Origin of the sequence: Idiomarina sp. HB, from assembly GCF_048059115.1 — a bacterium.
GTDB classification, from domain to species: Bacteria; Pseudomonadota; Gammaproteobacteria; order Enterobacterales; family Alteromonadaceae; genus Idiomarina; species Idiomarina abyssalis.
In genome coordinates, this window is record NZ_JAYLVU010000001.1 from 363,847 (window position 1) to 384,614 (window position 20,768).

Consider the following 20,768-nt stretch of genomic DNA (forward strand, 5'->3'; position numbering starts at 1 on the left):
GATATCCCTCAGTTACTTTTAGTTAGTTAAGCCGGGCTTCCACAACTCCAGCAGACCTCAAAAGCGGCTCCGTTAACTTCCTGACAGTTATTGCAGCGCCAGTCATCACCTTCAGCCTGCTCTTCCATTTTCTCAAGCAATGCCTTGGCTTTGTCCAGTTGTATCTCATCGACTAGCCAAAGCTCAGGCCAGGTGTCTTGTGGCGCCAGGTCACCCGCCGCGCCACTGGAAAACTCGTTCTTCATTACTGTTTCAATACCTTCCATTTGCAGTAAGTTACGGGCGTTTTCCACCAATAGTTTGTTTTCGCGCGTATAAATAAGTTTCATAAGGCCTTCTTCGGCTGTCACTAAAGTGTTTGTGGTTTTTACGTTATAATTAATGTATCAGACTAAGAGTTCGTTTGTGTTCTCCATTTTGTTTTGAGGAGTTAATTATGGCCGGTGGCTGGTCACACGATGGTGCGGTGCAGGAACAAATTGATGCAAGCACAGAAGACGAAGTAAAACGGGTAAGAAGCCAATTATCGGATGGCAAGAGCCTGGAGTATTGCGAAGAGTGTGGTGAGCCCATTCCTCAGGCCCGGCGAGAAGCTATTGCCGGTGTTCGTTTATGTGTCGACTGTCAGGCTGAGCAAGATAAGCAAGATTCACGCGAAGGCAGCTTTAATCGACGCGGAAGTAAAGACAGCCAACTTCGTTAAATAGAGGAGTTATCGCTTATAGAAAACTCAGCTTCAGGCAGGGGTTTACTGAATAAATACCCCTGAAAATTACTACAGCCCAAGCTCGATAAATAATCGAACTGTTGCTGAGTTTCTACGCCTTCAGCAACGATGCTGAGTTTCAGGCTTTCCCCTAACTGAATGATGGTATGAACAATCTGTGCTTTTTCTTCGCTGTCTAACATATTGCGAACAAAAGAAACGTCAATTTTAAGTGTATCGAACGGAATTTGCATAAGGTAAGAAAGGGAAGAATAGCCGGTTCCGAAGTCATCCAGTGCAAACTCGACGCCTACCTCTTTTAGCTGCTGTATCTTGTTCGTAATATCGGAAATATCATCCATGAGCAAACTTTCCGTTAATTCCAGTTTCAGTTGATGCTTTTTGACTGCATATGCTTTGATTAATCCCTTTACTTGCTCAACAAAGTCAGGCTGTTGAAATTGCTTAGCGCTGACATTGATTGACAACTGCAAAGTGGATTTAACCGGGTCTTGTTGCCATTGCTGCAAAATGCTACAAGCTCGTTCCGTTATCCAATAACCCAAAGGGATGATTAATCCCGTTTCTTCCGCAAGTGGTATGAAGTCGGCGGGAGAGATAAAGCTGCCGTTCTTTTGTGGCCAACGGATAAGTGCTTCTGCTCCGGTTATCTCTTCAATGGAATTTACCTGAGGTTGCAGGTAGAGCTCGAACTCCTGTTGTTTAATGGCATGGCGCAACTGTTCTTCGAGTTTCACTCGCTTTGTTACGGCATCAGCAAGCTCTTGATGAAAAAGTGAGACCTCACCAATGCCTTTGCGCTTAGAGTGAGATAACGCCAGCCCTGCCTGTGTCATTAAAGTTTCTGCGTTTAGTTGACTGTCCTCGAAAAGCGAGGCTCCGGCGCTAAAAGAGCATAGGTGAGTATAACTATTCAGTTGATAAGGTTGCTGGAGTTGTTCCTGTAACTGATAAATTCGGGTTAATAATTGTTGCTTTACATTGGCAAGGTTACCACTGCTTATTTCAGTTAAAACAATTGCAAACTCGTTAGCGCTTAAACGAGCGAGAAAGGAGTTACTTTTGGTGGAGTTTTGTAATCTTTCTGCCACACGTTTCAGTAACAGGTCGCCCATATCGGAGCCCAGAGTATTATTGAGTATTTTAAACTTATCAATGTCACAAAGAATTAGCGCGCCGGTTTCATCATTTTTCTCACTATGTGTCAGCTCTTGGTGTAGATGGTCCAGTAATGAGCGGCGGTTTGCCAGTCCGGTCAATGCGTCGTTATAAGCTAGGTTTCGTATACGCTCGCTGGCCTCAACCTCTGCGGTGATATCTGTTACTGTGGCAACGAAATGACGTTCTTTTTGATCCTGATAACGCACTTCGGAAATGCTTAAACGTACTGGGAAGCTAACCCCCGAGCGCTCCTTTACTTTGACTTTGCCATGCCAGGCTTTACCGCTGTCCAGTGTACTTTGTATATATTCTAATAACTCATTCGCGTGTTCGAGATAGTGTTCGATATCCAGCTTTTGAGCCTTAATTTTATCCAGGTTGTCACCCGTTAACCTTGCAAAGGCTTCATTAGCGAGAAGTACGCGGTTGCGCTCATCAAATAACAGCAGTCCATCATCAATTGCACTGATGACCTCATAAAGCTGTTTGGCAGACATTTGAGCTAATTTCTGCTGTTGCTGAAGACGGTGATCAATTCGGGTTGCAACAATTGCCATACACGCACTGAAAGCAGCGCCAATACCCACACCGTATGCAAGCCAGCTACTATGGCCGGTAAACAGAGCTTCCGATTCGCCCGTTGGATAAAAGTTAGCGGCAATCATGGCGGTATAGTGCATCCCGGATATGGCCAATGCCATAATGGCCGCAACGATAATTTGAACCGTTCGACGGTTGCTTAACGTCATATTTTCTGCATGTCGGTAACGACGGTAGGTAAGCAGTGCAATTATGCCCAGCGAGACAGCAACAACGACAGAAAACAGAAACCATAAAGGATCGTAACGCAGCGACGCTGGCAATATCATCGCGGCCATCCCCGTATAATGCATGAGTCCTATACCGGCACCTAAAACAGTTCCTCCGAATAAAGTCTGTCGTACCGATGGCGCAGCTACTTGCCCTTTTAAAGCGAAAAAGCTACCGACTATTGCCGGAATGATGGAAAGTAAGGTTAAGCCTACGCCATGGTTCATTGGTAAGTTAAGCTCAAAGGCAAGCATACCAATAAAATGCATGCTCCAGACGCCTATGCCGGCAATAATTGAGCTGACTAATAACCAGCTGTATCTGGAGGCCTTTCGCGTATGAAGCTGCACTCGCTCAAGTGTTAAAATGGCGGTATAAGAAGCTAATAATGCGACACAGTAGGAGAGCGCCACCAAACCAGAGTGATGGGACCCCGTCAGTGGTAGCCGGGCAAACTGACCTAAATCAAAAAATGTATAAAGAGTGTCTTGCATAATCTTGACTTTACCAGAGCCGGTGGCTTGAGTACTAAGACTATTTAATGCTTTGTATTACGACGCTTAGGCCGGAAAGTATCATAAGTATGAGAGTAAACTGACGAAAACGTCTCTCTGAAACATGGTGCTGAAGCCTATGGCCGACACTTGCGCCAATCAGGGCGCAAGGTAGTAGGGTCAAAATGAGATAAAGATGCGGTTCGGCGTAAATCGATTGGCGCGAAAAGTTTGCGACATTCGCAATGGCAATACAGCAAAAGAATAAGCTGAGGGTGGCGCGGAACTGCTGTTTAGGGATACGAGCATTGGCCAAAAATAATACTATGGGCGGTCCGCCTAAAGTCATTAAACCATTGAGTAGCCCAGAGCCAGTGCCTACGGCAATGTGCCCGGGAGCGTGCTCAGCTGTCGGCAGTTGCTTACCGCTGGCGAGGATAAGCGCGACAGCAAGTATGACAAACCCAAGAATGAGTTTAATAAATTGTTCATTAACGGTTAATAGCAAAGAGCCTGAAATTAAAGAGGCGATAACGCCGGACAGAATAAGCCACTTCCACTGCGACGGTCGCGCTGCTTCTTTGTTTTTCCAGTAGATCCAACCGCCGACAATAATATTAATAACAGATAACGCTGGAGTAAGAACGCTAATCGGAAACCAAAGAGCAAGAATTGGCACGGCGAGCAGTCCAGAGCCAAAGCCGCTGATACCCTGCAGTAAGGCCGCAAAAAAGAACACCAAAGCAGCAGCAAAATACTCCAAATTAACCTCTTTTATCTGTAAATTCTGAAAACGGCTTTTCAGCCACGCGAATAGTCTTCATAATGATAACAGGAAAAACAACGGAGCTGGGTATGCGGGTGACTCTGGTCGTGTTGTTGGCCTTGTTTATTGCGTTACAGTATCGTCTGTGGTTTGGGAAAAATAGCTTACCTGACTATTGGCGGTTGCAGCAAGAAGTCAGCAATCAGATAACAACGAACGAAAACCTGGAACGGCGCAATCAACTGATTTACGCGGATATTGAAGATTTGCGTGAAGGGGAGGATGCGCTGGAAGAACGTGCTCGCAACGAACTAGGGATGATTAAAAAGGATGAAGTTTTCTTCCGTCTTGTTCCTGACCGCAACCCGTAGCGTCAGATGGATAATCAGGTGGAGAGTCAGGTGAATAATGCATTGATGGCAGTAATTCCGGCTGCCGGCAACGGAAGCCGCATGCAAACCGATGTTCCTAAGCAGTTTTTGACCGTCGCTGGAAAGACCTTATTGGAGCATAGCATTGACGCGGTTTGTCAGGATCCTCGCGTACAGAAGGTTTTTGTTGCTGTTTCAGATCCCGATGCTGAGTTCATAGATGATATTAAAAAGAGACAGTCATTACCGGTAGCCTGGTTAAAAGGCGGAAGTAGTAGAGCTGAGTCTGTGTTAGCCGGAGTACGGGCCGCGGTTTCGCAGGGAGCAACCCATGTACTGGTTCACGATGCAGCGCGCCCGTGTCTCCCTGAACCTGCGTTAAAGCGTGTTATCGATACCGGTTTATTTGACCCTCAGGGTGCTATTCTGGCTATCCCTGTGCGTGATTCATTAAAGCGTTCACTTATTTCAACGGAGTCAGGAAAGGGATCTGTCCACATTGAATCCAGCGTTGAACGCGAAGCCCTATGGCAGGCTCAAACCCCTCAGGTTTTTAGTGCAGAGAAACTGCAACATGCCATTGAACATATGGGCACACAAAATCCCCAGTTAACGGATGAAGCATCGGCAATGCAATGGTGTGGTTTCCAGCCGGCGCTTATTACGGGTTCTATTCGCAATTTAAAAGTGACTCACCGGGAAGATTTCGACTGTGTTCGTGACTGGTTGCTTGCCAAAGACAACAATAAGGAAAATGGTTCATGAAAATCCGTGTTGGTCATGGTTATGACGTTCACCGCTGGGGCTCTGATAAACCTTTGATTTTGGGTGGTGTTAACGTTGAACATCATCAGGGATTGTTGGCTCATTCTGATGGCGATGTGGTGTTGCATGCAGTAACCGACGCTGTATTAGGGGCTCTTGCATTAGGTGATATAGGACAGCATTTCCCAGATACCGATGAGCGGTATGCGGGTGCTGACAGCGCTGAGCTGCTAAGTCATGCCGTTCAACTTTGTCAGGAGAAAGAATTCCGAACGGGAAATATCGACGTAACCATTGTTGCTCAGGCACCTAAAATGGCACCGCACATCGACGATATGCGAGCCAGCATTGCTCAGTGCTTAAAAACTTGTGTTGATAACGTCAATGTTAAAGCTACAACAACTGAAAAGCTCGGCTTTGTCGGGCGTGAAGAAGGTATAGCTTGCCATGCAGTGGTTCTGATGGAGTCTCTTTAATGCTGGCTCCGCAAAAAGTGACACTTGATGAGCTGCCGCGTTTAAATCATGGCGATCGGCCAGAGGCTGAGTTTAAGCAAACACCGCAGGATTTTCAGGTAATTGAGCAATTGGATGTACCCGATGACGGGGAAGGCGAACATCAGTGGCTTTGGGTCAGAAAAGAAGGTGCAAACACCAATTTTTGTGCTGAGAAAATAGCGAGTTTTGCTGGCGTATCGGTAAAAAACGTGAGCTATTCAGGATTAAAAGATCGTCAGGCGGTAACCTGGCAGTGGTTTTCAGTTCAATTGCCGGGTAAAGAAACGCTGAACTGGCAAGAGTTGAACGACGAGGAAATGTCCGTCGAGCGAGTCATTCGCAGAACAAAAAAGCTAAAGTCTGGTTTTCACGACGGTAACCGATTTGTGATTCGGCTTGGCGGTGTCAGCTCTCCGCAGCGGCTGGAAGCGTTATGGAAAAGCGTTACTGAGAAGGGTGTTATAAACTATTTCGGTGAGCAACGCTTTGGTCGCAACGGCGACAACGTTGCACAGGCTGAACGCTGGTTGATGGCAAGCCGTCCTGCACGAATTAGCCGTAATAAACGAAGCTTGTATTTATCGTCTCTGCGCAGTTATTTATTCAACCAGATTGTGGCCGAACGACTGCGTCAGTTTGGGCCAGGAGGCACACTGGCGGGTGATTGTGTCATGTTAAAAGGCTCTCAGTCTGTTTTTACCGTTGAACAATGGGACGATGAACTCAGACAACGTTTTGCAAATAATGACATTTATTTAACCGCACCTCTGGTTGGCACGACCAATAAACCGTTGGTAAAAGATGAGGCAGAAGCGTTTGAATCAAGTTTTTTAGAGCCTTATAAAAACTGGCTGGAAGCATTGAGAAAACTAAGGGTCGATGCGGCGCGACGCAGTATACTATTGCGCGTAAAAGAGCCAGAGTTAAGCTGGCATGGCAAGGATGCTGAATTGCGTTTTACGCTGCCTTCAGGCACCTATGCAACGACTGTGTTAAATGAAATTGTGGACTTAAGTGGTGAATCCAGATGATGAAAATTCTATTAAGTAACGACGATGGCGTCCATGCACCGGGGATTCGGGCATTGTATCAAGCGTTAAAGGAAGTCGCTGATGTAAGAGTCATCGCCCCGGATCGTAACTGCAGCGGCGCAAGTAATTCATTGACACTGCATAATCCATTGCGGGTACGTCGTCTGGATAACGGTTTCTTTTCAGTTAACGGCACACCGACCGACTGCGTTCATTTGGGCACGAACTCACCGATGGCGGAAGACGTGGATTTAGTTGTTTCCGGCATTAATGACAGCCCCAATATGGGTGACGATGTGCTGTATTCCGGCACTGTTGCAGCGGCAATGGAAGGGCGCTTTATGGGGCTTCCTTCTATTGCAGTGTCGATGGGCGGTCGAGGACACGACTACTACGATACTGCCGGACGTGTTGTCGCCGAGATTGTTGCCAGCATGGAAAATGATCCGCTTCGCCTGGACACAGTATTGAATATTAATGTGCCTTACACGACTTACGATAAGTTAAAAGGTACGCGGGTAACTAAACTGGGTCGTCGGCACCGTGCAGAAACTATGGTCCACGATCGCGACCCTTTTGGCAGTGAGATATTTTGGTATGGCCCAATTGGTCACCACGCAAGTGACGAGCCAAATACCGATTTCACAGCAATACATGAAGGTTATGTATCTATAACTCCGTTAAGTCTGGACATGACAGCTCAACGACATACCGACACACTGACAGACTGGTTAGAACAACAAAAATGATGATTAGTAATGGACAGTCGCGGGTAAAGCGGCTGATTCAACAACTGGAAGAACTGGGTATTACGAATAAAGAGGTGCTGCGGGTTATTGCTAATACCCCGAGGCACCTTTTTATGCCTGAGTCATTAGCTCATAAAGCCTATGAAAATACGGCGTTGCCCATTGGTAACGGGCAAACCATTTCGCAGCCGTTAATGGTGGCAACAATGACGCAGTTGTTAATGCAGCATCATTGTAAAAACGTGCTGGAGATAGGTACAGGCTCGGGTTATCAGACGGCAGTGCTGGCTCAGCTGGTTGATAAGGTCTTTAGCGTCGAACGTATTGCTACTTTGCAGTATCAGGCGAAGCGACGTATGCGTCAGCTTGACTTGCATAATGTGTCTATGCGCCACGGTGATGGCTGGAAAGGCTGGCGCAGTAAAGGTCCGTTTGACGGTATTATTGTCACGGCTGCGGCAAGCGATATCCCTCAGGATTTAGTCGATCAACTTGCGGATGGCGGTGTGATGATCATTCCGGTTGGTGAACAGAATGAATCACAAAGTTTGGTCGTTATGCGTCGTTTTGGAGACTCATTAGAGCAACAGCGCATTGGCGATGTTCGTTTTGTGCCTTTAGTTAAGGGAGATGTCATTTGAAGTTGTTCTCAGCACTGTACGATAAGGTATTATCCTGGGCACAACACCCCAGAGCGAATGTCATCCTCGGTTTATTAAGTTTTGCTGAGTCCGTTATTTTTCCAATCCCTCCCGATGTCATGCTGGCGCCAATGGCTATGACTCAACCCCAAAAAGCCTGGAGGCTGGCGTTTTTAACGACCGTTACTTCAGTAGCTGGGGGGATTCTGGGGTACTTCCTCGGTTATTGGGCTTATGAGTCACTGGTATTGCCTGCTGTGGAAACGCTCGGTTATCAAGACAAACTCTTAACCGTACAGGGTTGGTTCGCCGACTGGGGCGTATGGATAGTCTTTATTGCCGGATTTTCACCAATTCCTTATAAACTATTTACGGTAACTGCAGGTGTCATGCAGATAGCCTTTTTCCCTTTTGTTATTGCATCCGCTATTAGCCGTGGAATGCGTTTCTATCTTGTCGCATGGTTACTACGTACCGGCGGTCCTGAAATGGGTGTGAAACTGCGTGAATATGTTGACCGTATTGGCTGGACACTGGTAATACTGGTTATTATTGGGTACGTAATAGCGCAATTGGTGTAATGATGGTTTTATCGTCCGGGGCAATCAAGCAATTAATATTATTGATTTTTGCCATTACTCTGCTTCAGGCTTGCAGCGGTCGATCAGCACCTGCGCCGGTCGATGAACTGTACACCGGAAAAACCTACCGGGATTTTGAGCCAAACTCATTGAACGATAAAGAATATGAAGTTCAACGCGGCGAAACCCTCTATTCAATCGCATTCAGAGCCAATATGGATGTTCAGGATATTGCCCAAATTAATAATTTACAAAAACCTTACACTATTTATCCGGGACAGAAACTGAGTCTGGTGAGTAAGCCGCAATACGGGGCCACCTCAGCCAGAAAGGCGCAGCGAACGACTAGTGCTAAACAGAATAATAAAACCTCAAATAACGCACGAAATAATATAAAAACGCCCGTTGCTAATACTGAACAGAAAGAGTATGGTCAAAAAACGAGCACAAAAAAAACAGTTGCAAAACAAACCGATAAGCGTCGTAAGAGACAGCCTAAGCAGCAGATTAAAAGGCCTGAAGTTGATCTGCCCAGTAACGATAAAATTGTCTGGCGTTGGCCTTCATCGGGAAAAGTCTTAGCTGATTTTTCGTTGCAGGAACAGGGTAATAAAGGTATTGATTTTGCAGGTGAGCGCGGCGATTCGGTGAATGCTGCAGCAGCTGGAAAAGTCGTTTATGTCGGAAATGCATTACGCGGATTTGGTAATTTAATCATATTGAAACATAACGATGATTTTATTACTGCCTACGCCCACAACGATAAAATTCTCGTAAAGGAACAGGAATGGGTGGACGTAGGTGAGACAATTGCCCGAATGGGAGATTCAGGCAGTCCGCGAGTGAAGTTACATTTTGAAGTTCGTTTCCGTGGTAAGTCGGTTAATCCGAGGCATTACTTACCAAGATCTCGCTAGTAGTGTGGGAATAATAATAACAAGATAGGGAAGTCGACGTGTGTAGTAACACGGTGTTCAGTATAACAGGAGCTTGTTATGAGCCGCATAAAGGAAGAATCAGTCGACAATGCAGAAGTTAATGGTGAAGTTAACGAAGAAACGTTAGTCGATAGCGCGGACAGTTCTGCAGAAGAGCTGGAAGAAGCGTTATTGTCATCATCCACCAGTTATCAAAAAAAGATGGACGCAACGCAGCTTTATTTAGGAGAAATAGGGTTCTCCCCTTTATTGACTGCTGAAGAGGAAGTCTTTTATTCCCGCCGAGCCTTAAAAGGCGACAAGGCAGCTCGCCGCCGAATGATCGAGAGTAATTTACGATTAGTGGTTAAAATTGCCCGTCGTTATTCTAACCGGGGCTTACCCCTTTTGGATTTAGTTGAAGAAGGCAACCTGGGTCTTATCAGAGCAGTCGAAAAATTCGACCCTGAACGTGGTTTTCGCTTTTCAACTTATGCCACATGGTGGATACGACAAACTATCGAGCGAGCTATTATGAATCAGACGCGAACCATCCGTCTGCCAATTCATGTAGTTAAAGAGCTGAATGTGTATCTTCGTGCTGCTCGGGAGCTAGCGCATAAGCTGGATCATGAGCCAACGGCTGAAGATATTGCAGAAAGTCTGGATAAACCGGTCGGTGACATTACCAAAATGCTGCGCTTGAATGAACGAATAAGTTCAGTTGATACGCCCATTGGTGGTGATAACGACAAAGCATTGCTAGACATATTAACGGATGATTCTGACACGGGCCCGGAAGGCATTCTTCAGGATGAAAATCTGAAAATTAACATTACCGAGTGGCTGCAGTCTTTGAATCCTAAGCAAAGGGAAGTACTTGCTCGTCGCTTTGGGCTTATGGGTTATGAGCCGTCAACACTGGAAGATGTTGGCCATGAAATAGGGCTGACGCGTGAACGTGTTAGGCAGATACAGGTTGAGGCTTTGCGAAAACTGAGGGACTCCCTTAAGCAGCAAGGGTTAACACTTGATTCGTTGTTTAGCCCGGAATAGAAGTCGTTAGAAGAAAAAGCTCAACCTCAGGTTGAGCTTTTTTGTTTCTGCTGCCATTGGTAAAGGATATCCAGTGCCTGTCTTGGTGTTAAATCGTTTAAGTCGAGCTGTTCTAACTCGCTAAGCAAAGGGTTCTGCTCTTCAGTTGGCAAGGGGAGTTCCATAGCTTTTTGTTGGGGTGCTTTTGAAATGCCATGGTGCGTGTGTTCGAGCTCTGTTAGCTTTTGTTTTGCGCTTTTTATGACATTATCGGGAACCCCGGCTAACTTCGCAACTTGCAGACCAAAACTTTGGCTTGCAGCTCCCGCACTGACTTTATGCAAAAACGCTATGGTGTCGCCATGTTCTTTAGCATCAACATGCACGTTGATGGTTGCCGGCAGCTCTTCAGCAAGCTCCGTTAGTTCAAAGTAATGTGTCGCAAATAAAGTTAAACATTTAAGCTGTCGGGACAGGTAGTCCGCACAGGACCAGGCTAGAGATAAACCATCGTAGGTTGACGTGCCACGACCTATCTCATCCATGAGAACCAGGCTTTTTGCGGTAGCGTTATGCAAAATATTAGCGGTTTCTGTCATTTCTACCATAAACGTTGAGCGGCCTGAGGCTAGATCGTCGGAAGCCCCAATACGTGTGAAAATACGATCGATATCTCCAATAATCGCCTTATCCGCGGGCACGTAGCAGCCCATGTGAGCCAGAATAACAATGAGCGCTGCTTGCCTCATATAAGTCGACTTACCGCCCATATTCGGGCCTGTAATCATTAGCATTCGCTGCTCGGGTGTCAGAGACATCGGGTTAGCGATAAAAGGCTCGTCACTTAGCTGCTCAATAACTGGGTGACGGGCCGCTTCCAGCTCAATTAAGCTATTGTCTTTTTTAAGTTGAGGCCGACAGTAGCGGTAGTTATCCGCTAGCTTTGCAAAGCAACAAAGAGCATCGAGTTGCGCAAGGCCGGAGGCACTCTTTTGTAAAGCATTGACCTGCGGTAGAAGATGTTCAAAAAGCTGATCGTACAGCCATTTTTCTCTGGCCAGCGAGCGAGCCTGAGCGTTAAGTACTTTATCTTCGTGCTCTTTTAGCTCGGGAATTATATAACGCTCAGTGTTTTTAAGCGTCTGACGGCGCTGATAATCATCTGGTACGGACTCTGATGACTGCCTGCTGACTTCAATAAAGTAGCCGTGGACTTTGTTGTATCCAACTTTTAGTGTGGCAATGCCGCTTCTTTCCCGTTCGCGCTGCTCTAACTGCTTAAGGTAGTCGGTAGCTCCGGTGGCGAGATCTCGTAATTCATCGAGTTCTTTGTCGTAGCCTTTTGCAATGACTCCACCATCACGAATCAATAAGGGCGGTTGTTCAATTACGGCTCTGGTCAGCAGATCGACAATTTCCGGAAAGGGTTGGATGTTCTGTTTCAAATAACTTAAAGCGTTATGAGACAGGTAGTCGCGGATTTCGGGTACTTGCGCAAGGCTGTCGCGCAGTCTGGCAAAGTCTTTGGGGCGGGCACTTCTCAAACCAACCCGCGCGACAATACGTTCAATGTCGGCCAGCTTCTTCAGCGACAACTGCATATTTTCGTAGCTATTGTTGCCCTTTAAAGCGTCGACAGCGTCGTAACGTTGGTTCAGTTCCTCATGGTTACGGATAGGGCGCTGTAACCAGCGTTGAAACTGCCGGCTTCCCATAGCGGAAACAGTTTTGTCGAGTACCGCAGAAAGATGGGTGTTGCCATCGCCCATGCTTTGTTGCAGCTCTAGGTTTCTCCGCGTTGCCGCGTCCAGAATAATGGCATCCTGCGGATGTTCAGTTACCAGGGCCTGAATATGGGGCAGAGCGGCACGTTGAGTTTCTTTTACGTAGTGTAGAATAGCTCCGGCAGCAGCAAGGGTCGGCTCATTGTTTTTAATACCGAAGCCTTCAAGGTGCTGAGTTCCGAATTGACGGGTCAGCAACATGAAAGCTGTTTGTTGTTCGAACTCCCAGGCAGGGCGGCGTTTACACTTAGCTTTTGCCAGTGGCAGCCCGGCCAGAGAAATCGATTCTGGGTAAAGAAGTTCAGCGGGTTCAAGGCGTTGCATTTCTGCTGCAAGCTGCTCGGCTGAGTGCGCTTTGGTTAACCAAAAGCGCCCACTGCTAAGCTCAAGACTGGAAATGGCATACTCGCCTTCTGGTTGTTTCGGATCCAGAGGGCAAATAGCGACTAAAAGGTTTTGCTGCTTCTCAGTTAATAGTGATTCATCGGTGACAGTTCCGGGAGTGACAATGCGGACTACCTTTCTTTCAACCGGGCCTTTACTGGTCGCGGGGTCGCCAATTTGTTCGCAAATCGCAACGGATTCTCCCATATTAACCAGGCGTGCTAAGTAGTTCTCTACCGCATGATAAGGCACACCTGCCATAGGGATAGGTTCGCCATTACTTTGGCCTCGCGCCGTTAGAGAAATATCCAGTAACTGTGCCGAACGTTTAGCGTCTTCAAAAAACAGTTCGTAAAAGTCCCCCATACGATAGAATAAAAGCATGTCAGCATGTTCTGCTTTTATACGTAGGTATTGCTGCATCATCGGGGTATGTGATTGGATCTGTTTGTCAGAGAATTCAGGCATAGTTGAATATTCTTATCTGGAGCCATTGTTATGTTAGCAACCACGGCAGTCGCGCCGCAAACCTTTGAACTCGCGGAACAAGTCGGTCTACGCCTGCAGCAAAAACAGCAGACAGTCTGTACCGCAGAATCCTGTACCGGAGGAGGAATAGGATACGCTATTACCGAAGTTGCTGGAAGTTCTGCTTGGTTTAATGGTGGAATAATCACCTATACTAATGCGCTCAAACAAAAGCTGCTGGCGGTTGAAACACAAGTACTGGAAAAACATGGGGCTGTTTCTGAAGCCTGTGTTGAACAAATGGCTTCCGGGGCTTTGTCCTTATGCGGTGCTGACTGGAGTATTGCAGTTAGCGGTGTAGCAGGGCCGGGAGGTGGCACTGCCGATAAACCGGTTGGTTTGGTCTGGATGGCTATTGCGAATAGTAAAAGCTGCTGGACCTGGCATGAGCACTTTTCAGGTAATCGCGCAGAGATTCGTTTGAAAACAATGGACTCAGTTTTAAATAAACTGATAAATACAATTGAATTACAATAACTTAGTTGTATTTCAAGGAAAAAGTCAGAACAATACTTGATACTGTAAATGTGTACAGTATACTGTGTATAAAACCAGTGATTAATAACGGAGCTTATAATGAGCAATGATCGTCAAAAGGCGTTAGATGCAGCGCTCGGACAAATCGAACGTCAATTTGGTAAAGGTTCTATCATGCGTCTGGGCGATAACCAGACTCTGGATATTGCCTCTGTTTCAACCGGTTCATTAGGGCTGGATGTTGCTCTGGGTATTGGCGGCTTGCCTTTTGGCCGGGTCGTAGAAATTTATGGTCCTGAATCGAGCGGTAAAACAACGTTAACTCTGGAAGTTATCGCTGAAGCCCAGAAAATGGGTAAGACCTGTGCTTTCGTTGATGCTGAGCACGCACTCGACCCAATCTATGCTGAAGCTCTCGGGGTTAATGTCGATGATTTATTGATATCACAGCCAGACACCGGAGAGCAGGCGCTGGAAATCTGCGATATGTTAGTTCGCTCAGGCGCTGTCGATGTGGTTATTGTCGACTCTGTAGCGGCTTTGACACCTAAAGCCGAAATTGAAGGCGAAATGGGTGACAGCCATGTTGGTTTGCAAGCACGTTTAATGTCACAGGCTTTGCGTAAATTGACATCGAACATTAAGAAATCAAACACCATGTGTATTTTCATCAACCAAATTCGGATGAAAATTGGTGTTATGTTTGGTAACCCTGAAACCACAACAGGTGGTAACGCCTTGAAGTTCTACTCTTCGGTTCGTCTGGATATTCGCCGTACCGGCGCATTGAAAGAAGGCGACGAAGTGGTCGGTAATGAAACCCGTGTTAAAGTCGTTAAGAACAAAGTTGCACCGCCCTTTAAAGAAGCAAACTTCCAAATTTTATACGGAAAAGGTATATCTAAAGAAGGTGAGCTAATCGACTTGGGTGTTAAGCACAAAATGGTCGACAAGGCAGGAGCCTGGTATAGCTATAACGGCGATAAAATCGGACAGGGTAAAGCGAACTCAATGAAGTTCTTGCAAGACAACCCGAAAATTGCTGATGAACTAGAAGGTCGTCTGCGTGAGCTGTTGTTATCCAGACCAGAAAAGAGAACGAAAGAAGACCGCGAAGCTGAACGCGCTGCGGCGAAAGAAGAAGCTAAGAACGAAGCAAAAACCAATGAGAAAGATGACATTAGTCTGTCATAAATAAAAGCTTTCTTATCAGAGTTAAAAGCCGAAGCTTATTGCTTCGGCTTTTTTGTCTAGAAGTGTTACTGAAAAGCGCTTTTGGGTGAGCTAACAGAGAACAGCTCTTGATACAGCTTAGCCGCGTAACCGTCGGTCATGCCTGACAGGTAGTCGGAAATAACGCGTAATGCATTTTCGCCTTTCTGCTTTTGCTGCATATAACGTAAGCGCGTATTTTCCGGAAGCAACCGTTCAGGTTCTACGGCCAGAACTTCGAATAATTCCATGACAATTTGCTGGCCTTTAAACTCCTGAGCCTGCATTTCCGGCTTACGAATTACCCAATTAAAAATAAACTGTTTCAATGAGTTCAGCAGAATTTTCTCGGCTTCACCGAGCTGAACTTGATACTGAAGTAACGGACATTCGAAGTCATAGGCCGTTCGTTCTAACTTTGCAGATGTCAGTAAGCGGTTCACTAAGCCACCAATGGCTTGTTTTCGACGGTGATGGCTTCCGGAAAAGAGATCCTCTGTCAGTTCCTTTGCATTAAAGTTAGGTAGCTCTGCTTCCAGTTGTCGCAGGTCAGAAAGCATTTGGTCTTCCCAGTGATGTCGCTGAATAAGACCTACGACAATAGCGTCTTCAAGATCGTGGACGCCGTAAGCGATGTCATCTGCAGCTTCCATAATGGATGCATCAATGCTTTTGAGCGCGCTTTTGCCATGGGTATTGCCAGAAGGTTGCTGTAATAATTCCTGGAAGCCTTTCTTATCTGAATCACTTAAGGGTTGAAGGACCCAGTTCAACTGCTCAGAGTCATCATCGTATAAGGCTTTAGGAGGTAACCACTCGCGGGTGCGTAAATGGCGAAAGTTAGTGACATCGGCAGGGAGTTTCTGTTGGCAAATACGACTGGCTAAGACCGGATACTTTAGTAACCCCATTAAGGTTCGCCGGGTTAAGTTCATGCCATGCTGGGGCGTGTAGGCTTCAAGTTGAGTTACAATGCGAAAGGTTTGGCCATTACCTTCAAACCCTCCGTTATTTCGCATCATGTAGTTAAGGGCAATTTCGCCGCCGTGACCAAATGGTGGATGGCCTATATCGTGAGCCAGACATAATGATTCAAGTAACGGCTCTGACAGTTCAAGCTGAGAAGCGACGTCTGGATTCTGGTTACTTAAATGAACAACCAGACTTGCGCCTATTTGGCTGGCTTCGAGCGAATGTGTCAGTCGAGTCCGCGGGAAGTCGTGCATACCAACATACATGACTTGTGTTTTAGCCTGCAGTCTCCTGAATGCAGCGCTATGAAGAATCCGGGCTTTATCGCGTTGAAAGTCCGTGCGGGTATCGTTCGGGCGCTGCTCTGATGTACCTGACTGGCGTTCTGTCCAAATCATCTAACTGCTCAGTGATGTTGTTGACGAATGAATAATCATAGTACGATAGATGCATTAGTAAGAAAAGCAGGAAAAAGAACATGTCGGAAGTGAAAGTCGCTTTGGCTCTGGGCTCTGGTGCTGCTCGGGGTTGGTCGCATATTGGGGTTATAAAGGCGCTGGAAGAAATGGGCGTCCGGATTAATATGGTGGCAGGAACGTCAATAGGCTCTTTAGTCGGAGCGGGTTATGCTTCAGGTCGGTTAGCTGAAATCGAGCAATGGGTTCAGGGCATGAACCGCTGGGAAGTATTCAATTTGCTGGATTTCGGCTTTAACCATGGCGGTATTATTGGCGGCGAAAAGGTATTTAACCGTGCGCGGGAAGAGTTCGGTCAGCGAAATATAGAAGACTTGCCAATTACTTATGGTGCCGTGGCTACAGATTTATACAGCGGCCGCGAAATTTGGTTGCGCGAAGGCGACCTCTACGATGCTTCACGCGCTTCTTGTGCGATGCCGGGGGTTTTATCCCCTAAATCTTTTGACGGAAGATGGCTAATTGACGGTGGTCTGGTTAACCCGGTACCTGTGTCTTTGTGCAGAGCTCTAGGCGCAGACTTTGTTATTGCAGTACATCTTAACTCGCAGTTGAATTCTAAAGCACTACAACGGCGTGGGCGCAGTATTCCACCTCAAACAGAAGCTGAACAGCTTGAAAAAGAAAAAGCTGATATGGAAGTTCAGGATAACGAAAATGGCTTTTTCGATAACATGTGGTCTGGTAGTAAAGAATATCTGGATAGTTTTAAAGAACGCTTTAGAAATAATGGTGAAAAAGCACCGGGTATGTTCAGTGTTATGGCCAGCTCCATAGACATTATGCAGGAGCGTATTACTAAGGCCCGTATGGCGGGTGATCCGCCGGACATACTCGTACAACCAAAGCTTGGTCATATTGGTATTATGGAGTTTTATCGTGGTCAGGAAGCCATTGATCTTGGTTATGAGACAACAACGAGAATGCGTGATTTGATCATGGAAGAAATTGACCTGTATCGCGAGCGAAGAGGTTAGTTCGATACAGTAAAAACAAAGCCGTTTCGCTGCTCGGTAAGCAGCGAAACGGGCGCTTAATTAGTAACCAGCTGCGTGGCCGTCTTTACGGCTTTCAGAAGCACCAATGTAGACATCTTGCTCATGGTCTTTCCAAATAGCCTGATAACCACCGTATGGACCAACAGCCTCCTGTAGGGTGTGCCCCATTTTAATTAACTCGCGGCGTGTATGCTTTGAGAAGCCATTTTCCAGACTAACGACACCTCCGTCGTTCATTTTAGATCCTGTTGGCTGACTTGAGCCTGTGTGCAGTATGCGAGGAGCGTCACCAGCTTCTTGTAGGTTCATACCAAAATCAATCATATTGATAAGAATCTGTGCATGCATTTGAGGCTGTGTTGCGCCCCCCATAACACCGTAGCTCATTACTGGTTTGCCATCTTTAGTCACAAAGGCAGGAATAATGGTATGGAAAGGGCGCTTTCCTGGCTCAAATACGTTGCGATGGTTTGGATCTAAAGCAAAGAGCTCTCCACGGTTTTGCAGAACAAAACCTAAGCCTGTCGGGGTGACACCAGAGCCCATACCACGATAATTACTCTGGATAAGAGAAACCATGTTGCCGTCTTTATCGGCCGTGGTGAGATAAATAGTATCGCCCTCAGTTGGCGGGTTTCCCGGTTCATAAGAACGTCCGGCACGTTCAGAGTTAATCAGTTTAGCGCGTTCTTTGCCGTACTCTTTGTCAATAAGACCTTCAACCGGTACGTCGCTAAAGTCCGGATCGGAATAGTATTTAGCACGGTCTTCAAAAGCGAGCTTCTTGGCTTCAACAAAATGATGAATGTACTCCGGGCTGTCATAACCCATCGCTTTGATATCAAACTGTTCAAGCATGTTTAAAATTTGAAGAGCGGCAATTCCCTGGGTGTTAGGCGGCAATTCCCATAAATCGTACCCGCGGTAGTTAGTCGAGACAGGCTCGACCCAGGTTGATGTATGCTGAGCTAAGTCCTCGTAGGAAAGAAAGCCACCATGCTCCTCCACGAAGTCACTAATGGTGCGGGCAATTTCACCTTTATAAAAACTGTCACGACCCTCGTTGGCGAGCATTTTGTAAGTATTTGCCAGATCAGGGTTTTTAAATCGCTCTCCTTTTTCCGGTACATTACCGTCACGCATAAAGACATCTGCAAACCCTGGTATGTCTTCCAGTACTGCAGCATTACGCTCCATGTAATAAGCGATGACTTCGGTAACCGGGAATCCGGATTCGGCATAGTTTATGGCCGGTTGCAGGATATTATCCATACTCAAATTGCCAAACCGGCCGTGTAATTCAAACCAACCATCTACGGCACCGGGTACAGACAGTGGCAATACGCCCCGGGCCGGAATCGACTCATAGCCATTCTCTTGAAAGTATTCCAGCGAAAGACTTTGTGGCGAACGGCCAGAGGCATTCAACCCATAGAGTTTTTCTGAGTCGGCATCCCATACAATGGCGTATAAGTCGCCGCCTATACCGTTACCTGTGGGCTCAACCAGTCCTAATACAGCATTGGCAGCAATTGCCGCGTCAATAGCGTTACCGCCTTCCTGCATAATATCTAACGCAACCTGAGTAGCTAGGGGTTGACTGGTTGCAGCCATAGCTGTCGGTGCCATAGCTTCAGATCGGGTCGCGAAGTGATGGCCGGTAATTCGGTCACTGGCATTGCTTGGTAGAGTTGCGGCAGCGCATGAGAAAGCGATTGCGGCTGATGCAATAATGTTTAATTTAGCCATAGTGTTTACCTTTTTTGTTTTCTATCACTATAGGCTGGACTCTTAAAACAAAAAAGACCAGCCGCGATGGGCTGGTCTTTTTATCAGTTACATAGCGAAAGCTACTTTAGCCTTTTTTGTCACCATGGTAGTAGTCGTCAATGACACTTTCCATTTCAACAAATTTATCCTGAAGCTCTTGCTCTGGTTCAGCGGTAAATTTACTGAAGATAATAATAGCCAGAGTAGACAGAATAAAGCCGGGCACAATTTCATAGACGTACGCTGAAAGGTGCTCGCCGCCAAAGGTTGGTCCGTAAATCCAGAACAGTACAGTGATGGCACCGGCTAACATGCCTGCTAATGCGCCATTACGGTTCATGCGTTTCCAGAATAGACTCAGAATAACTACGGGGCCGAATGCGGCACCGAAGCCAGCCCAGGCGTTACTGACCAGACTCAAGATGGTGTTTTCCGGGTTCCATGCCAGCCAAATAGCGACTAAAGAAACCGCTAAAACCGACATGCGTCCAACAAAAACAAGTTCTTTATCACTGGCGTCTTTACGCAGGAAGGCCTTATAAAAGTCTTCTGTTAAAGAGCTTGAGCTAACCAACAATTGCGATGAGATGGTACTCATAATTGCGGCCAGAATAGCTGCCAGCAGGAAACCACCAATTAATGGGTGGAACAAGAACTGCGAGAAAATGATGAAGATAGTTTCAGCATCGGGCAGGCTCATTTTGGTTTCTGCCACATAAGCTATGCCGACAAAACCAGTTGCCATGGCACCGATGATAGAAACGGTCATCCAGGAAATACCAATACGGCGAGCCGCTTTTACGTCACTCACTGAACGAATCGCCATGAAGCGCACGATAATATGTGGCTGACCGAAGTAGCCAAGACCCCAGGCCAGAAGCGAAATGATACCCAGTGTGCCTAACATCTCCCCGGTAGCTCCGTCCTTAAAGAAGGCAAGGAAGTCCGGATTAATGTCTCCCACCTGACCGACAACACTGCTGTAGCCACCGAGTTCGGAAAAGGCCACGATAGGCACCAAGACCAAAGCGACAAACATGATACAGCCTTGCACAAAGTCAGTCATACTGACCGCAAGGAAGCCTCCGAACAGTGTATAAGCACAAACAACACCGGCTGTTACCCAGAGGCCGGTGGTGTAGTCCATGCCGAAGGAGCTGTCGAACAGCTTGCCTCCCGCAACCAGACTGGCAGAGGTGTATAGGGTGAAGAATATAATGATAACGACGGAAGAAAAAATACGCAGCCGACGACCTTTATCGTTAAAGCGATTGGCAAAGTAGTCGGGAATAGTAATAGAGTCGTTAGCGACTTCTGTATAGGTTCTTAGGCGTGGTGCAACAATAACATAGTTAAGATACGCACCGATGACCAGACCCACTGCAATCCACAACTGTGATACGCCAGAGACGTAAATTGCACCGGGTAAGCCCATCAACATCCACCCACTCATGTCGGATGCACCAGCTGACAATGCTGTAACACCAGGTCCTAAACCCCGTCCTCCAAGCATATAGCCTGAAACTGAGTCAGTAGATTTTTTGTAGGCATAAAGCCCAATACCTAGCATGACAATAAAGTACAGCGCTAGTGATATCAGAGTACCTGTTTCCACATTAAAC

The 20,768-nt window shown here is 46.7% G+C and carries 20 protein-coding genes; 13 read left to right on the forward strand and 7 right to left on the reverse strand.

Annotated features, from left to right (window positions below; genetic code table 11):
* Positions 1–26: 26 nt before the first annotated feature.
* Positions 27–329 carry a DUF2007 domain-containing protein gene (locus VBY75_RS01880; protein WP_222235424.1) on the reverse strand — a complete coding sequence of 101 codons (303 nt, stop codon included), beginning with the start codon at positions 327–329 and terminating at the stop codon, positions 27–29.
* 107 nt (positions 330–436) lie between these two features.
* On the opposite strand from VBY75_RS01880, the gene VBY75_RS01885 reads away from it, so the two are divergent.
* Positions 437–703, forward strand: coding sequence for a DksA/TraR family C4-type zinc finger protein (locus tag VBY75_RS01885; RefSeq protein WP_199494548.1), 267 nt, complete (start codon positions 437–439; stop codon positions 701–703).
* Here VBY75_RS01885 and VBY75_RS01890 read toward each other — a convergent pair.
* Together VBY75_RS01890 and VBY75_RS01895 are read right to left on the reverse strand one after the other, a co-directional pair.
* Entirely contained in the window at positions 700–3,192 is a 2,493-nt protein-coding gene (locus tag VBY75_RS01890; RefSeq protein ID WP_416510776.1) for an EAL domain-containing protein, read from the reverse strand. The two genes, VBY75_RS01885 and VBY75_RS01890, sit on opposite strands and share 4 nt — an antisense overlap.
* Before the next feature lie 40 nt (positions 3,193–3,232).
* Positions 3,233–3,955, reverse strand: coding sequence for a sulfite exporter TauE/SafE family protein (locus VBY75_RS01895; RefSeq protein ID WP_199494546.1), 723 nt, complete (start codon positions 3,953–3,955; stop codon positions 3,233–3,235).
* Positions 3,956–4,047: 92 nt separating this feature from the next.
* Here VBY75_RS01895 and ftsB point away from each other — a divergent pair, with 92 nt between their 5' ends.
* The 9 genes from ftsB to rpoS all read left to right on the forward strand — a co-directional run bounded on the left by ftsB (position 4,048) and on the right by rpoS (position 10,566).
* Positions 4,048–4,329 carry a cell division protein FtsB gene (ftsB, locus tag VBY75_RS01900; RefSeq protein WP_054488026.1) on the forward strand — a complete coding sequence of 94 codons (282 nt, stop codon included), beginning with the start codon at positions 4,048–4,050 and terminating at the stop codon, positions 4,327–4,329.
* A 6-nt stretch (positions 4,330–4,335) separates the two neighbouring features.
* On the forward strand, positions 4,336–5,094 hold the full coding sequence (ispD, locus tag VBY75_RS01905; RefSeq protein WP_199494545.1) for a 2-C-methyl-D-erythritol 4-phosphate cytidylyltransferase: 759 nt from the start codon (positions 4,336–4,338) through the stop codon (positions 5,092–5,094).
* Complete coding sequence (gene ispF / locus VBY75_RS01910) at positions 5,091–5,570, forward strand: 2-C-methyl-D-erythritol 2,4-cyclodiphosphate synthase (protein WP_054488022.1); 480 nt, start codon at positions 5,091–5,093, stop codon at positions 5,568–5,570. Before ispD ends, ispF begins: the two co-directional genes overlap by 4 nt.
* Entirely contained in the window at positions 5,570–6,622 is a 1,053-nt protein-coding gene (gene truD, locus VBY75_RS01915) for a tRNA pseudouridine(13) synthase TruD (protein WP_271331319.1), read from the forward strand. Before ispF ends, truD begins: the two co-directional genes overlap by 1 nt.
* Positions 6,619–7,371, forward strand: a complete 753-nt coding sequence (gene surE, locus VBY75_RS01920; RefSeq protein ID WP_054488018.1) for a 5'/3'-nucleotidase SurE — start codon at positions 6,619–6,621, stop codon at positions 7,369–7,371. Before truD ends, surE begins: the two co-directional genes overlap by 4 nt.
* On the forward strand, positions 7,371–8,012 hold the full coding sequence (locus tag VBY75_RS01925) for a protein-L-isoaspartate(D-aspartate) O-methyltransferase (RefSeq protein ID WP_404813262.1): 642 nt from the start codon (positions 7,371–7,373) through the stop codon (positions 8,010–8,012). The genes surE and VBY75_RS01925 overlap by 1 nt, the downstream gene beginning before the upstream one ends.
* Positions 8,009–8,593 (forward strand): YqaA family protein, encoded by a 585-nt coding sequence (locus VBY75_RS01930; protein WP_199494542.1) that lies wholly within the window; start codon positions 8,009–8,011, stop codon positions 8,591–8,593. The genes VBY75_RS01925 and VBY75_RS01930 overlap by 4 nt, the downstream gene beginning before the upstream one ends.
* A complete protein-coding gene (locus tag VBY75_RS01935) occupies positions 8,593–9,510 on the forward strand; it encodes a peptidoglycan DD-metalloendopeptidase family protein (RefSeq protein WP_271331320.1) in 918 nt (305 codons plus the stop codon). The genes VBY75_RS01930 and VBY75_RS01935 overlap by 1 nt, the downstream gene beginning before the upstream one ends.
* 78 nt (positions 9,511–9,588) lie before the next feature.
* Positions 9,589–10,566, forward strand: a complete 978-nt coding sequence (rpoS, locus tag VBY75_RS01940; protein ID WP_271331321.1) for an RNA polymerase sigma factor RpoS — start codon at positions 9,589–9,591, stop codon at positions 10,564–10,566.
* Between the two features lie 26 nt (positions 10,567–10,592).
* Here the strand turns inward: rpoS and mutS are convergent, their stop codons facing one another.
* On the reverse strand, positions 10,593–13,181 hold the full coding sequence (gene mutS, locus VBY75_RS01945) for a DNA mismatch repair protein MutS (RefSeq protein ID WP_271331322.1): 2,589 nt from the start codon (positions 13,179–13,181) through the stop codon (positions 10,593–10,595).
* 30 nt (positions 13,182–13,211) lie between these two features.
* On the opposite strand from mutS, the gene VBY75_RS01950 reads away from it, so the two are divergent.
* Together VBY75_RS01950 and recA are read left to right on the forward strand one after the other, a co-directional pair.
* Positions 13,212–13,718 (forward strand): CinA family protein, encoded by a 507-nt coding sequence (locus tag VBY75_RS01950; RefSeq protein WP_222235420.1) that lies wholly within the window; start codon positions 13,212–13,214, stop codon positions 13,716–13,718.
* A gap of 99 nt (positions 13,719–13,817) precedes the next feature.
* A complete protein-coding gene (gene recA, locus VBY75_RS01955) occupies positions 13,818–14,912 on the forward strand; it encodes a recombinase RecA (RefSeq protein ID WP_054488004.1) in 1,095 nt (364 codons plus the stop codon).
* A 65-nt stretch (positions 14,913–14,977) separates the two neighbouring features.
* Here the strand turns inward: recA and VBY75_RS01960 are convergent, their stop codons facing one another.
* Entirely contained in the window at positions 14,978–16,300 is a 1,323-nt protein-coding gene (locus VBY75_RS01960; RefSeq protein WP_054488003.1) for an anti-phage deoxyguanosine triphosphatase, read from the reverse strand.
* An 80-nt stretch (positions 16,301–16,380) separates the two neighbouring features.
* Here VBY75_RS01960 and rssA point away from each other — a divergent pair, with 80 nt between their 5' ends.
* Entirely contained in the window at positions 16,381–17,355 is a 975-nt protein-coding gene (gene rssA / locus VBY75_RS01965) for a patatin-like phospholipase RssA (RefSeq protein ID WP_054488001.1), read from the forward strand.
* Positions 17,356–17,415: 60 nt separating this feature from the next.
* Here rssA and ggt read toward each other — a convergent pair whose 3' ends face one another.
* Positions 17,416–19,125 (reverse strand): gamma-glutamyltransferase, encoded by a 1,710-nt coding sequence (gene ggt, locus VBY75_RS01970; RefSeq protein WP_271331323.1) that lies wholly within the window; start codon positions 19,123–19,125, stop codon positions 17,416–17,418.
* Between the two features lie 106 nt (positions 19,126–19,231).
* A complete protein-coding gene (putP, locus tag VBY75_RS01975; RefSeq protein ID WP_199494536.1) occupies positions 19,232–20,761 on the reverse strand; it encodes a sodium/proline symporter PutP in 1,530 nt (509 codons plus the stop codon).
* Positions 20,762–20,768: the final 7 nt, after the last annotated feature.

What these genes read in the sequence shown, in the direction of transcription:
- VBY75_RS01880 (WP_222235424.1), bottom strand. Translation starts at nt 329, where the DNA reads ATGAAACTTATTTATACGCGCGAAAACAAACTATTGGTGGAAAACGCC.
- VBY75_RS01885 (WP_199494548.1), top strand. Translation starts at nt 437, where the DNA reads ATGGCCGGTGGCTGGTCACACGATGGTGCGGTGCAGGAACAAATTGAT.
- VBY75_RS01890 (WP_416510776.1), bottom strand. Translation starts at nt 3,192, where the DNA reads ATGCAAGACACTCTTTATACATTTTTTGATTTAGGTCAGTTTGCCCGG.
- ftsB (WP_054488026.1), top strand. Translation starts at nt 4,048, where the DNA reads ATGCGGGTGACTCTGGTCGTGTTGTTGGCCTTGTTTATTGCGTTACAG.
- ispD (WP_199494545.1), top strand. Translation starts at nt 4,336, where the DNA reads ATGGATAATCAGGTGGAGAGTCAGGTGAATAATGCATTGATGGCAGTA.
- ispF (WP_054488022.1), top strand. Translation starts at nt 5,091, where the DNA reads ATGAAAATCCGTGTTGGTCATGGTTATGACGTTCACCGCTGGGGCTCT.
- truD (WP_271331319.1), top strand. Translation starts at nt 5,570, where the DNA reads ATGCTGGCTCCGCAAAAAGTGACACTTGATGAGCTGCCGCGTTTAAAT.
- surE (WP_054488018.1), top strand. Translation starts at nt 6,619, where the DNA reads ATGATGAAAATTCTATTAAGTAACGACGATGGCGTCCATGCACCGGGG.
- VBY75_RS01925 (WP_404813262.1), top strand. Translation starts at nt 7,371, where the DNA reads ATGATTAGTAATGGACAGTCGCGGGTAAAGCGGCTGATTCAACAACTG.
- VBY75_RS01935 (WP_271331320.1), top strand. Translation starts at nt 8,593, where the DNA reads ATGATGGTTTTATCGTCCGGGGCAATCAAGCAATTAATATTATTGATT.
- rpoS (WP_271331321.1), top strand. Translation starts at nt 9,589, where the DNA reads ATGAGCCGCATAAAGGAAGAATCAGTCGACAATGCAGAAGTTAATGGT.
- mutS (WP_271331322.1), bottom strand. Translation starts at nt 13,181, where the DNA reads ATGCCTGAATTCTCTGACAAACAGATCCAATCACATACCCCGATGATG.
- VBY75_RS01950 (WP_222235420.1), top strand. Translation starts at nt 13,212, where the DNA reads ATGTTAGCAACCACGGCAGTCGCGCCGCAAACCTTTGAACTCGCGGAA.
- recA (WP_054488004.1), top strand. Translation starts at nt 13,818, where the DNA reads ATGAGCAATGATCGTCAAAAGGCGTTAGATGCAGCGCTCGGACAAATC.
- VBY75_RS01960 (WP_054488003.1), bottom strand. Translation starts at nt 16,300, where the DNA reads ATGATTTGGACAGAACGCCAGTCAGGTACATCAGAGCAGCGCCCGAAC.
- rssA (WP_054488001.1), top strand. Translation starts at nt 16,381, where the DNA reads ATGTCGGAAGTGAAAGTCGCTTTGGCTCTGGGCTCTGGTGCTGCTCGG.
- ggt (WP_271331323.1), bottom strand. Translation starts at nt 19,125, where the DNA reads ATGGCTAAATTAAACATTATTGCATCAGCCGCAATCGCTTTCTCATGC.